This window comes from Actinorectispora metalli (assembly GCF_056323685.1).
Genome location: NZ_JBREYE010000001.1, coordinates 2089886 through 2101455, shown reverse-complemented (window position 1 = coordinate 2101455; position 11570 = coordinate 2089886). Strand labels below are relative to the sequence as shown.

At 66.2% G+C, this 11570-nt stretch carries 12 protein-coding genes and 3 tRNA genes; 12 read left to right on the top strand and 3 right to left on the bottom strand.

Annotated features, from left to right (window positions below):
• Positions 1–34 precede the first annotated feature (34 nt).
• Complete coding sequence (locus ACU6XJ_RS09775) at positions 35–301, bottom strand: hypothetical protein (protein ID WP_476308794.1); 267 nt, start codon at positions 299–301, stop codon at positions 35–37.
• 295 nt (positions 302–596) lie between these two features.
• On the opposite strand from ACU6XJ_RS09775, the gene ACU6XJ_RS09770 reads away from it, so the two are divergent.
• The 5 genes from ACU6XJ_RS09770 (at position 597) to ACU6XJ_RS09750 (ending at position 2414) form a co-directional block, all read left to right on the top strand.
• Positions 597–1028 (top strand): MarR family winged helix-turn-helix transcriptional regulator, encoded by a 432-nt coding sequence (locus tag ACU6XJ_RS09770; protein WP_476313898.1) that lies wholly within the window; start codon positions 597–599, stop codon positions 1026–1028.
• A 41-nt stretch (positions 1029–1069) separates the two neighbouring features.
• Positions 1070–1157: transfer RNA gene (locus ACU6XJ_RS09765), tRNA-Ser, on the top strand.
• A gap of 29 nt (positions 1158–1186) precedes the next feature.
• Positions 1187–1690 carry a hypothetical protein gene (locus tag ACU6XJ_RS09760; protein ID WP_476308792.1) on the top strand — a complete coding sequence of 168 codons (504 nt, stop codon included), beginning with the start codon at positions 1187–1189 and terminating at the stop codon, positions 1688–1690.
• Entirely contained in the window at positions 1687–1947 is a 261-nt protein-coding gene (locus tag ACU6XJ_RS09755) for a hypothetical protein (RefSeq protein ID WP_476308790.1), read from the top strand. Before ACU6XJ_RS09760 ends, ACU6XJ_RS09755 begins: the two co-directional genes overlap by 4 nt.
• A complete protein-coding gene (locus ACU6XJ_RS09750) occupies positions 1944–2414 on the top strand; it encodes a PIN domain-containing protein (protein WP_476308788.1) in 471 nt (156 codons plus the stop codon). The genes ACU6XJ_RS09755 and ACU6XJ_RS09750 overlap by 4 nt, the downstream gene beginning before the upstream one ends.
• 3 nt (positions 2415–2417) lie before the next feature.
• On the opposite strand, the gene hisC is transcribed toward ACU6XJ_RS09750, so the two are convergent.
• Complete coding sequence (gene hisC, locus ACU6XJ_RS09745; RefSeq protein WP_476308785.1) at positions 2418–3485, bottom strand: histidinol-phosphate transaminase; 1068 nt, start codon at positions 3483–3485, stop codon at positions 2418–2420.
• Between the two features lie 215 nt (positions 3486–3700).
• Here hisC and ACU6XJ_RS09740 point away from each other — a divergent pair, with 215 nt between their 5' ends.
• From ACU6XJ_RS09740 to ACU6XJ_RS09710, 7 genes are all read left to right on the top strand, one after another.
• On the top strand, positions 3701–4396 hold the full coding sequence (locus ACU6XJ_RS09740; protein WP_476308783.1) for a dienelactone hydrolase family protein: 696 nt from the start codon (positions 3701–3703) through the stop codon (positions 4394–4396).
• Between the two features lie 127 nt (positions 4397–4523).
• Complete coding sequence (locus tag ACU6XJ_RS09735) at positions 4524–6533, top strand: acetoacetate--CoA ligase (protein WP_476308779.1); 2010 nt, start codon at positions 4524–4526, stop codon at positions 6531–6533.
• Between the two features lie 86 nt (positions 6534–6619).
• Positions 6620–8281 (top strand): phosphatidylglycerol lysyltransferase domain-containing protein, encoded by a 1662-nt coding sequence (locus ACU6XJ_RS09730; protein WP_476308776.1) that lies wholly within the window; start codon positions 6620–6622, stop codon positions 8279–8281.
• Positions 8282–8322: 41 nt separating this feature from the next.
• The gene (locus tag ACU6XJ_RS09725) at positions 8323–8523 is read left to right on the top strand and encodes a hypothetical protein (RefSeq protein WP_476308773.1); all 201 of its coding nucleotides are present in this window, start codon (positions 8323–8325) and stop codon (positions 8521–8523) included.
• Positions 8524–8621: 98 nt separating this feature from the next.
• Positions 8622–8712: transfer RNA gene (locus ACU6XJ_RS09720), tRNA-Ser, on the top strand.
• A 40-nt stretch (positions 8713–8752) separates the two neighbouring features.
• Positions 8753–8825: transfer RNA gene (locus ACU6XJ_RS09715), tRNA-Arg, on the top strand.
• A 435-nt stretch (positions 8826–9260) separates the two neighbouring features.
• A complete protein-coding gene (locus ACU6XJ_RS09710) occupies positions 9261–10538 on the top strand; it encodes an HNH endonuclease (RefSeq protein WP_476308771.1) in 1278 nt (425 codons plus the stop codon).
• Here ACU6XJ_RS09710 and ACU6XJ_RS09705 read toward each other — a convergent pair.
• Positions 10508–11551 carry a DNA cytosine methyltransferase gene (locus ACU6XJ_RS09705; protein WP_476308769.1) on the bottom strand — a complete coding sequence of 348 codons (1044 nt, stop codon included), beginning with the start codon at positions 11549–11551 and terminating at the stop codon, positions 10508–10510. The genes ACU6XJ_RS09710 and ACU6XJ_RS09705 overlap by 31 nt on opposite strands.
• Positions 11552–11570 lie beyond the last annotated feature (19 nt).

Genomic DNA, 11570 nt, shown 5'->3' with positions numbered 1-11570 from the left:
CGGGGCGGCGCCACGGGCGCCGCCCCGCCGAAGCTCACTTGCCGATGGCGTCCAGCGGGGACAGCACGGGCAGGTCGGCGGGCAGGTGGTCGCCGCCGAGGCCGCACAGGGTGTCGGTGGTGTCCAGGCTGGTCGCCTTGACGATGGTGCTGGCCAGCGAGCAGCCCGGGTCGTAGGTGAAGTCCTTCAGGCCTTCCTGCAGGCTCGGCGCCAGCGGGCTGGGCAGCTCGGGCGTGCCCAGTTCGGCGGCACCGGCGATGCCCGCGCCCGCTCCGGCGAGACCCGTGACAGCTGCGGCCACAGCGAGAACCTTGATCGCGTTACGCACGATCACCCTCCATGTTTGGTCGGTGGCAGCGGATCGTTCGGACGTGCCATTGCCAAGCGCGCGACCGTGATCCGGTTTGTCGGGCAGGCTAGGGCATAGCGCTGAGCCTTTCGGCGGCAGGTTGTGTTCGCGTCCTCGCGTTGCGTGTCCAAAGCGGGAGGTATGCGTTAACCCCAAGTGAAGGCAGACGGGACGGGGCGGTAGGGAATAGCCTGGTGAGGTGACCGAGGCAGTGCAGACGCAACCGCGTTGGCTGAACGACCAGGAGATGCGGGCCTGGCGGAACTACATCATCGGTGGACAGATGCTGTCCTTCCAGCTGCATCGGGAACTCGCCGACAAACACGGCCTCTCGCTGGCCGACTACGAAATCCTGGTCCGGCTCTCCGAACAGCCCCACCACCGGATGCGGATGAGCGAGCTCGCGGTCGAGGTGGCGTCCTCCCGCAGCAGGCTCTCGCACCAGATCGGCCGGATGGAGACCGCCGGCCTGGTCGAACGCATCGAGTGCGTCAGCGACGGCAGGGGAGTCTTCGCCTCCCTCACCCCGGACGGATTCGACCTGTTGCAGGCCTCCGCGCCGACCCACGTCGAGGGCGTGCGGGCGCATCTGATCGATCTGCTCACCGAATCCGAACAGCTGGTGCTGGCGCGGGTCTTCGAACGGGTCATCGGCCACCTGCAGAGTCAGGCGGAGTGAGTTACCGAACCGGCGGAGCCCGTGACTAAGATTCCGTGCTTGGAAGCGTGGCAGAGCGGTCTAATGCACTCGCCTTGAAAGCGAGAGACCTGAGAGGGTCCGGGGGTTCGAATCCCTCCGCTTCCGCCACTTGCCTTGACCAGGGAAAACGCAAAATCATGGGCACATCGAAACCGCCGGAGGTGCTTGCCGCGATCAGGCAGCTGATGGCTGCCGATCCGCAGGTCGGCGGTGGAGCGCTGTGCCTGGACTGCCGGGCCGTCGGCTCCCACCTGGAAATCGAATTCGCCGAAATCGACCAGGACGGTGCCGCCCGGAGCCTGTCGGTTCCCACCGCGCTGGTCGAACTGCTCCGCTCGCTGCGCACCAGTTCCTACCGTCCTGGGTCGGGTACCTGGATCAGCGCCCGGCTGCGGTTCCGTACCGGAGCGGACGAGCTGTCCTTCGAGTTCTCCGCGGAACCGGAGTGGCGAAACGCGCCGCGGCGTGACGACTTGGAGTCAGAACTCTGGCTCTTTCCCCGGGATGGCGACAGAATCCCGCAGTGGTGGCGGGAAGCCATCGGGTTGCCAAGTCTCCCACCCAAGGCAAATCGTGGGACAAATTTTCAAGGTGGGACGCATCGACTTCGACCCACCTCGGGGGTACCGTGGGAAGCGTGACTTCCTACCGGCTCATCCTGGACAGCAAACGCAGGCCAACGCTGCCCGCGAAGCTGCTCGCCGAGGCTGAAGTGCCCGACGTCAAGGAGCTGGTGGCGCGGGTCGAAGGTCCGGGCCGCATCGTGCTGGAAGACCCCCACGCCGCGTTGACCCGACTGCAGTTCGCGGTCGCGGCGGGCAGGCGGCGGCACCGCACGGAGGAGTCGATGGCGGACAGTCTGCTCGAGGACCGGGCAAGCGACGGCAGCCTGGAGTGAGTCCGGCCGCCACCGTGCCGTCGGGCCCCGTGCTGCTCGACGCGTCCTTCGTCCTGGCACTGCTCGACGCCGAACCACAGGCCGAGCGCTTCGCCGACCTGCTGCCCCGTTCGCTGATCACCGCGGTGAACTTCGGCGAGGTGGTCTACAAGGTCAAACAGCTCGCCGGTCTGGACGCCGCCGAGGTCGCGGAGGACCTGCGCGCCACCGGTCTGCTGGTCGAACCCCTCGACGTCGCCGAGGCCATGCTCTTCGGCGAGCTCAAGAAGTTCGACACCGCGGCCCGGCAGGCCCGCAAACCGAGGACCAAGCCGCGCTCGCTGTCCCTCGCCGACATCTGCTGCCTGGCCTTCGCCTGGCACCACGACCTGCCCGTCCTCACCGGCGACCTGCACTGGCTCGCCGTCGCCGAGGCGGGCCTGCCTGTCGAGGTGATCGACTTCCGCAACCCCGACGCCGAGCTCTGAGGCTCAGCCAGAGAACGACCGGGCGGCGGTCAGGAACGCGTCGTTCTCCTCGCGGCTGCCGATGGTGACCCTGGTGCCGTCGCCCGCGAACGCCCGCACCACGACCTTGTTGTCCAGGCAGTGCTCGTTGAAGGCATCCGTCCGCTCGCCAAGCTCCAGCCACACGAAGTTGGCCTGTGTCTCCGGCACCTCGAAGCCCAGCGAGAGCAGCTCATCGCGCACCCTGCTCCGCTCGCCGACCAGCTTCGCGCAGCGCCCCATGAGTTCCGCTTTCGCGGCCAGCGAGGCGATGGCTGCCTCCTGCGCCAGCGAGTTCACGCTGAACGGCACGTAGACCTTGCGCAGCGCCCGCGCCACCGGTTCCGGTGCGACGCAGTACCCGACGCGCAGCCCGGCCAGCCCGTAGGCCTTGGAGAAGGTCCGCAGCACCGCGATGTTGTTGCGCCCCTTCGCCGCCTGGGCCCGCGCCAGCTCGATGCCGTCCGGCACCTCGGGATCGGTCACGTACTCGCGGTAGGCCTCGTCCAGCACCACCAGCACATCGGCGGGCACGGCGTCCACGAAGCGCTGCAACTCGGCGCGGCGCACCACGGTTCCGGTGGGGTTGTTGGGGTTGCACACGAACACCAGCCGGGTGGCGGGCGTGATCGCGGCGAGCATCGCGTCCAGGTCGTGGGCATGGCCCGCGTCGAGCGGAATGCGCCGCTGCGGCGTGCCGACAACCTGCGCGAGCAGCGGGTAGGCCTCGAAGGACCGCCAGGCGAAGACCACCTCGTCCTCGGCCGTGCAGGTGGCCTGAAGGAGCTGTTCGCACAGGGTCACCGAACCGCAGCCGACCGCGATCTGCTCGGCAGGCGCACCGGTATGTGCCGCAAGGGCATCCACCAGCCGGGTGGCCGCGGTGTCCGGGTAGCGATTGACGTTGGTCGCGGCCTCGGCGATGGCCGCCACCACGCTGGGCAGCGGACCGTCCGATACCTCGTTGCTCGCCAGTTTGATCGCGCCCGCCACGGTCCGTCCCGGGATGTACGCGGGCAACTGCTCGAGATCGACACGAGTACGCACGGTCATGCTCGCTCCAACTCTCGTTCCGGCGCGCCGCCTCATCGCGGGCGCAACAGCACCGTAGGTCATATTGAACACATCGGGGCTTGTCATTTCTCACGTCGTGACGAGAGAGTGTGAGGTCAAGTGGCCGGCCCCCGGTCGGGGGCGTTTTTCGCCGATTGCTCCGTCTGGTTGGTCACGTTGACTCGGGTTTACCTCAGCGTGGTTGGGTTGAGCGTATGACGAAGATCCGGACAGAAACCGTCCCGCTCACGGACGGCAGCGATCTGCGGCTGACCGTTGGCGAGCCGGACAATGCCGTGCGCGGAGGGCTCGTGGTGCTGCACGAGGCCAGAGGCATCACGGAGGCGGTCCGGGGCCTGGTCTCCAGCCTCGCCGAAGAGGGCTGGCTGGCCGTCGCACCCCACCTGTACCACCGCACCGGCGCCGATGCCGTCGACGACGGCGCGGGCGCCGAGCACCACGTCAGCCAGGTGTCCGGCGAGTCGGTGCTGGCCGATTCCGACGCGTCGTTCGTCTGGCTCGCCGACCGCGGTGTCGACTCCGACCGGATGGGCATCGTCGGCTTCGACCTCGGCGGCACGGCGGCCTTCGTGGTCGCGGCGAGCCGGTCGCTCGGCGCGGCGGTCACCGTGGCGGGCGGCGGCATCCTGGAGCCGCTCACCGACGGGCTGCCCTCGCTGATGGAGGTCGCGGGCGAGCTGTCCTGTCCGTGGCTTGGCATCTACGGCGAGCAGGACCAGGCCATCCCGGCCGAGGACGTGCGCAAGCTGCGGGAGGCGGTCTCCGCCGCCAAGGTCGCCACCGATGTGGTGATCTACCCCGAGGCCGATCACCGCTTCGACACCGCCCCGGAGGCGGCGGCCGAGGCATGGCAGCGCACCCTGAACTGGCTCGACTCCCACCTGCGCTGATCGGATTGCACCTCTCGGCGGCCTGCCACCGTTCGTTCTGCCGCCGAGAAGCGATCCCGCTGTACACAATGCCCAGTGCACGGTCGGAGTCTGGTCACCGGCCGGTGGATCGGCTAGGAAACAAGGCATGACCGACATCCAGCCCGCCGCGGACACCCCTGAGCTGTTGTGGCAGCCCGATCCCGATCGGGTCGCGAACAGCAGGATGGCGGAGTTCCGCGGCTGGCTGAGCACGCACCGCGGCGTGGACCTTCCCGACTACCCGGCGCTATGGGAGTGGTCGGTCACCGACACCGAGGGCTTCCACGGCGCCATTGCCGAATTCCTCGGCCTGCGCTTCCACACCGAACCCGAGCGGGTGCTGGCCGATGCCTCGATGCCGGGGGCCCGCTGGTTTCCCGGCGCCACCCTGAACTACGCCGAGCACCTGCTCGCCCCCGGCGATGGCAAGTCCGACGAGGACCTCGCGGTGATCTTCGAGCGGGAGGACGGCCACTCCGAGCGGCTGACCTTCGGGCAGTTGCGCTCCCAGGTCGCCGCGGTCCGCGCCGCGCTGCTGGACTTCGGTGTCCGCCGCGGCGACCGCGTGGTCGCGCTGGTACCCAACAGCCCGCACGCCATCGTCGCCGTGCTGGCCGCGGCGAGCATCGGCGCGGTCTGGTCCTCCTGCTCGCCCGACTTCGGCGCCAGGGCGATCTCCGACCGGTTCAGCCAGATCGAGCCGACGGTGCTCTTCGCCGTGGACGGCTACCACTACGGCGGCCGCACCTTCGACGTGCGTCCGGTGGTGGAGCAGTTGCGGGCGGGCATCCCCAGCCTGCGCGCCACGGTGCTGATCGACTACCTCGGCAATGGCGCGGGCCTGCCCGACCAGCCGCACCCCGTCGCGAACTGGGCGGAGCTGCTCCGCGAGCACGCCGATGCGGAACTCGCCTTCGAGGCGGTGCCCTTCGACCACCCGCTGTGGGTGCTGTACTCCTCGGGCACCACCGGCCTGCCGAAGGGCATCGTGCACGGCCACGGCGGCATCGTGCTGGAGCACGCGAAGGTGCTGGCGCTGCACTCCGACTTCGGGCCGGGGGAGGTGTTCTTCTGGTTCACCACCACCGGCTGGATGATGTGGAACTACCTGATCTCCGGCCTGATGACAGGCACCACGCTCGTGCTTTTCGATGGCAACCCCGCCCACCCCGGCCTGGACGCGTTGTGGCGGCTGGCCGCCGAGCACCGCGTCACCTACTTCGGCACCTCGGCCCCCTACATCCAGTCCTGCCTGAAGAAGGGCCTGCGGCCCGGCCGCGAATTCGACCTCTCCGCGCTGCGCGCCATCGGCTCCACCGGGTCGCCGCTGACCGAGGAGGGCTTCCACTGGATCGGCGAGGCCATCGGCAAGGACGTGCAGATCGCCAGCGTGTCCGGCGGCACCGACCTGTGCACCGCCTTCGTCGGCGCGGCCCCCGACGTCCCGGTGTGGCTGGGTGAGATCTCCTGCCGCATGCTCGGCGCCGCGGTGGCCGCCTACGACGAGGACGGCAACGAGGTCACCGACGAAGTCGGCGAACTGGTGATCACCAAGCCGATGCCGTCGATGCCGGTGTTCTTCTGGAACGACCCGGACGGCAGCAGGCTCCGCGAGGCCTACTTCGACACCTACCCCGACATTTGGCGACACGGCGACTGGATCAAGATCACCTCGCGCGGCTCGGCCGTCATCTACGGGCGCAGCGACTCCACGCTCAACCGCGGCGGGGTGCGGATGGGCACCAGCGAGTTCTACCGCGTGGTGGAGGGCCACGACGAGGTGCTGGACTCGCTGGTCATCGACACCTCCGGCGCGGGCAGCACCGACGGCGAACTGCTGTGCTTCCTGGTGCTCGCCGAGAACGTCGAACTCGCCGATATCGAGCCCGCGCTGCGTGCCGAACTGCGCACCGAGCTCTCGCCACGGCACGTCCCGAACCGATTCATTACGGTGTCGGATGTGCCCCGCACGCTCAACGGCAAGAAGTGCGAGGTACCGGTCAAGAAGATCTTGGCGGGAACGTCGCCCGAGCGGGCGGTGAGCCGGGACGCGCTGCGCAATCCCGACGCACTGCGGCCCTTCCTGGAGCTGGCTCGGAGTCTTCCCGCGGGCTAGAACGGGGAGCAATGACGGCCAGCGGTGTCTCCGGTCGGACCAGCGCACGGAAATGGCGACTCAGCGGCGCCACCACCGTGCCACTCATGGCCTGGTTCACCCGCTTGGTCGGCCTTGCCACGGTGCTGTCGGTGGTGTTCCCCGCCGCCCGCAGGCACTGGCGCGGCCCGCTCGCCCAATGGCTCGACCTACCCCGCGAAGCCACCCTGACGGCCGCCGTCTTCGCGCTCACCGCGGGCGTCGGCCTGATCCTGCTCGGTTCCGGCATCCGACGCCGCAAACGCCGCGCCTGGCAGATCACCCTCGGCGTCGCCGCCCTGCTCGCGGTACTGCACGTGATCCACGGCCAGGGCCCGGTGGCAGGGGGCGTCGCCCTGCTGCTGTGCGTCGTGCTGGTGCTGACCAGAAAGCACTTCTCCGCGCTGCCCGACCCGGTGGCGGGCAAGTGGCCCGGCATCGCGTTGTTCGTCCAGCTGGCGGTGGCGGGCGTGCTGGTCAACTTCGTGCTGCTGAGCGTGAACGGCCGCCGCCTCGCCGAGGACTACGAGTGGTTCGAGCGCCTGGAACACGCCGCCGCGTCCCTCATCGGCATCACCGGCCCTGTCCGGTTCCGCGTCGCGTGGCTGGACGACCTCACCTCACTGGTGGGAATCGCCTTCGGCGTGGGAGCGGTCCTCGTCGGTGGGTACTTCCTGCTGCGCTCCGCCGAGCCCAAACCCCGCCTCACCGCCGAGGACGAGCGCCGCATCCGCGATCTGCTCGACTCCCACGGCCAACGCGACTCCCTCGGCTACTTCGCGCTCCGCAGCGACAAGTCGGTGGTGTTCTCGCCCACCGGAAAAGCTGCCGTCAGCTACCGAGTACTGGCAGGCACGGCGCTGGCCTCCGGCGACCCGCTGGGCGACGTGGAGGCCTGGCCCGGCGCGATCGAGGCGTTCCTGGAGGAATGCCGCACCCACGCCTGGGTGCCCGCCGTGCTGGGCTGCTCCGAGCGCGGCGCCACCGTCTGGACCCGCCACGGCCTGGACGCCCTGGAGATCGGCGATGAGGCGGTGGTGGACACCACGGCGTTCACCCTCGAAGGCCGCCCCATGCGCGGCGTCCGCCAAGCTGTGGCCCGCGTGAAGCGGGCAGGGTACGAGGTCAGGGTCCGCCGCACCGGCGAGTTGCCCGACGACGAACGCGGCCGCCTGGTGGAACTGGCCGACCGCTGGCGCGACAGCGAAACCGAACGAGGCTTCTCCATGGCCCTGTCCCGCTTCGGCGACCCAGCCGACGCCGACGCGGTGATCGTCACCGCCGAACGCGAGAACGAGGTCCACGGCGTGCTGCAGTTCGTGTCCTGGGGCACCGACGGCCTGTCCCTCGACCTGATGCGCCGCGATTCCAGCGTGTCCGACAACGGCCTCAACGAGCTCATGATCGCCGAGCTGCTGAGTTCCTGCTCCACCTTGGGCGTCCGCCGGGTATCGCTGAACTTCGCGGTGTTCCGCGCCGCCCTGGAACGCGGCGAGCGCATCGGCGCGGGCCCCATCGCCCGCGGCTGGGCCAAACTGCTCCGCTGGGGCTCCCGCTGGTGGCAGATCGAAAGCCTGTACCGCTTCAACGCCAAGTTCCGCCCGGAGTGGGTGCCCCGCTACCTGGTCTTCCCCGCCGTCGGTGACCTCCCCAGAATCGCCCTGGCAGGCCTGGAAGCGGAGGGTTTCGGCGGTCGCCCACCGGCCCTACTCCGCCTCCTGCGCCGCTGACCCGAGTTGCCTGCAGTCACCCGCGGGGCGATGGTCGACCCATGACATCCAGCGAACAGCCCCGCCCCGGCGCCGACTACGGAGGCTCCGACACGGCAGGCCAAAACGACTTCGAACGCCAAGGCACGTCCGCCGGCGAAGACCGCGAGATCGGCTCCGAGGTAGGCGGCGATTTCGAACGCGCCGACGACGGCAACGCCCCCGGCCAACCAACCCCCGCCGACGAACCACCTGATCTCTGACCAGCACACTTCCCAGGCGAGACCCCCCGCTTTGCTTGCGGGTTACCGACCTGTGTACTCTTTCCGCTCGGTGGCCACCGGAGAAACGGCAGGCCCCGGGAGGCTTCGCCTAGTCTGGTCTATGGCGCCGCACTGCTAATGCGGTTGGGGGCTTCAACCCCCTCCCGGGTTCAAATCCCGGAGCCTCCGCAGTCTGCTCTGCACCCCAGAGAAGACCACAACAGAACATGCGCTCGTAGCTCAATGGATAGAGCACTTGACTACGGATCAAGAGGTTGCAGGTTCGAGTCCTGCCGAGCGCGCAGAGTGGAACCGTAGTCCGCCAGCGGCGGACTACGGTTCCTTCCTCGTCCGGTTGGTTCGGGTCGCCGTCGGCTGTCGTTCTACGCTTGGGTGGAAGTGGCGCGCTGCTTGGTTCTGGTGCACATCCGCAGGGTCCGCGCTCTGGTTGCCTCTACGCTGTTGTGAGCGAATTTCGGCGACATTCTGTTGCGAGGCAAGCCAATGCTGCAAGAGGAGCTCCCGCCATCCCATGTGATCTGTGTCTCTATTTCGGCTAACGCCCGATCGATCACAGTGGGGGTCACGTGGCGGTCGAGCAGGGAGCCCGGCCTCGGGCGATCGTCCGATGATTTGCGTGAGCTAGCCGACGACCTTGTCAGGGCCGACCTGGTGACAGTGAACTCGATCACGATGACGCTTCCTCCTAGTTGCCGCTGTCTGAAAGTGGCCTTTGGTTGACAGATCGTGAGGTTTTCGGCATGGGTTCGCGCGGCGACGCCCCGATGGGGAGACGAACCGATACTCTCGTTGTCAGTGAATCTGGTCGAGAAGGACGGGCGTCATCGATGCATATCGCTTTCCAGCGCTCGGGCGGGCGCGGTGAGTATGAAGTTGTGGGCAGCCACTCTGCGTACACGGCAATCAGTCTTGAGGGATGGACCTTTGATCTGCGTTGGCCTGACGGCATCGTTCGAAAAACGGGGTTGGAGCTGGAACCGGCCACCAGCGGGAAGCCCCGCCTTCGTTCTGTGCGTAAGGCTCCTTTTCAAATCGGCAGAATGATTGCCTCGATGCTGTTGCTGCCTGACCCGCGTCGGGACTATGGCGGGACAAACGATGCTCTGCCGGTTGCGGTAGCAAAAAGTTATGTCTTGTCGCGAGTAGGTTTTGGTCCTGAAACTGAGTTCGCCTCGACGGTCGACCTAGTCACGATCGACCCCACGTTTGTAGATCTTGAAAACCTTAAGCAGACTGAATCAATCGGTGTCGAAACGCGATGGCGACGCGTCGTAGAGGTGTATCAGAGGGTAGAAGCGCTGCCACCTGCCGTTCGGGCGGCAGTGGAAGAACACAGAGATTTCATGGCAAGTGGCAACCCTGTCGACAATGAATTGACGGCAATCGTCGCTCGGGTATCGAAGACCCTCGAATCGACTATTGCGTCATACTCTGCCCAGAACGACCCTTTGCCCGCATTGGAGGAGATGCTATCAATACCCAGCTCTTCGGACCCCACCTTGCCGCCACCGGACCGCTTGGGCAGCGACGAACCTGAGATCAGCGTCAGATCTGCTCACCAGTATAGGCTCGCCCGTATGCGTGGACCAAAGGCTCGAATGTTTTCAATGGCAGTGCGAGACGCCTATAGAAATCGATGTGCTTTCTGCGGGGCTATGTTTGGTGGCTCGGAAGGAATTATTTCCGGCATAGACGCCGCGCATATACTTGCCTGGAGCAGGCACGATCTGGATGTTCCTGATAACGGTATCGCTTTATGTAAGAATCACCATTGGGCTTTTGATGCTGCCATCCTACTTCCTGTGTTCGAGGATGGCCTCTACGTGTTGCGTTTCACTAAGCTGTCCGAGCGCCTTGACGCTGGTTCGATGGAACGCTTGGGCCAAGACCGCTTTGTCCTACCGGAGTCATGGCTACCCAGTGACCCGACGATGAGACCTAGCGAGAAGTATCTGAATCGCCTTCATGCAGATCTGGCTGTACCCTTCGTCTGAAGACGTGTATCCAGAAGTGACGAACCAAGCTCGCTCACTATACGCTGCCCAAGCCACTCGGCTACAGGCACAGATACGGCGTTTCCGCAGGCATGGTACCGGGCAGAATCGAGCGTGTTGACGTTATCTATTACGGTAGTGGGCATAGTCCAATCGTCGGGGAAACCTTGAAGTCGTTCCGTTTCGAGTGGAGTGAGCCGTCGCACTCGCCCGTCAGGGTAAGAGACGTAGTTTCGCGACCAATCGGTCCCTGTGTGTCGAGCCGACTCAGCGTATAGGCAGTGAGCGAGTTTCTTCACGTACCCTTGCTTAGGATTTCCAACGCTGACCGCAAAGGGGGAAACAAGTTTCGTCCCATTCGGTCGGCTCTTCTCAGAATCCCGGTCGCCGCATTCGGGCTCAAAAAGTACCTTTCCGGCACTGGCTGGTCCTCCAAGAGATCCGACAATGAAGACTCGACTTCTGCTTTGGGGGATGCCGAAGTGTCGACTGTCAAGCACTCGCCAAGCGACGCCATACCCGAGCTCGGCCAACGTCCGTAGGATGATTGCGAAATCCCGTCCATTGTGGGAAGAGAGAAGTGCTGCAACGTTTTCGAGGATGATAAGCGGGGGGCGACGCTCTCCAATGAGTTCTGCAAAGTCGTAGAAGAGGCCGGATTGCTTGCCTCGGAGCCCACTGCGAGGTCCCATCCGGGCAAGACTGACATCCTGGCAGGGGAAGCCCCCCGCCCAGACCTCCGCGCTCGGGATGTCATCGGGCCTAACCTCCTGTATGTCTTGGCTTCGTGGCACAAGCGGCCAGTGTTTTTCGAGGATATCTAGGCAGAATGCCTTTTTTTCGCATTGCCAGACGGTTTCCATGCCCGCACGTTCGAAGCCAAGGTCGAATCCGCCGATACCGGCAAAGAAGCTCGCGACACGGATCTTTGCAGTTTGATCGTGCCGGTCAGGCTGCAATTGGCGACTGCGTGGCAGTACCTGGCCGCTTGCAGTCAGTTCAGAGGTTGTCACGTAGTTCGCCCCGCATCCT

What these genes read in the sequence shown, in the direction of transcription:
- ACU6XJ_RS09735 (WP_476308779.1), top strand. Translation starts at nt 4,524, where the DNA reads ATGACCGACATCCAGCCCGCCGCGGACACCCCTGAGCTGTTGTGGCAG.
- ACU6XJ_RS09760 (WP_476308792.1), top strand. Translation starts at nt 1,187, where the DNA reads ATGGGCACATCGAAACCGCCGGAGGTGCTTGCCGCGATCAGGCAGCTG.
- ACU6XJ_RS09740 (WP_476308783.1), top strand. Translation starts at nt 3,701, where the DNA reads ATGACGAAGATCCGGACAGAAACCGTCCCGCTCACGGACGGCAGCGAT.
- ACU6XJ_RS09725 (WP_476308773.1), top strand. Translation starts at nt 8,323, where the DNA reads ATGACATCCAGCGAACAGCCCCGCCCCGGCGCCGACTACGGAGGCTCC.
- ACU6XJ_RS09770 (WP_476313898.1), top strand. Translation starts at nt 597, where the DNA reads ATGCGGGCCTGGCGGAACTACATCATCGGTGGACAGATGCTGTCCTTC.
- hisC (WP_476308785.1), bottom strand. Translation starts at nt 3,485, where the DNA reads ATGACCGTGCGTACTCGTGTCGATCTCGAGCAGTTGCCCGCGTACATC.
- ACU6XJ_RS09730 (WP_476308776.1), top strand. Translation starts at nt 6,620, where the DNA reads ATGGCCTGGTTCACCCGCTTGGTCGGCCTTGCCACGGTGCTGTCGGTG.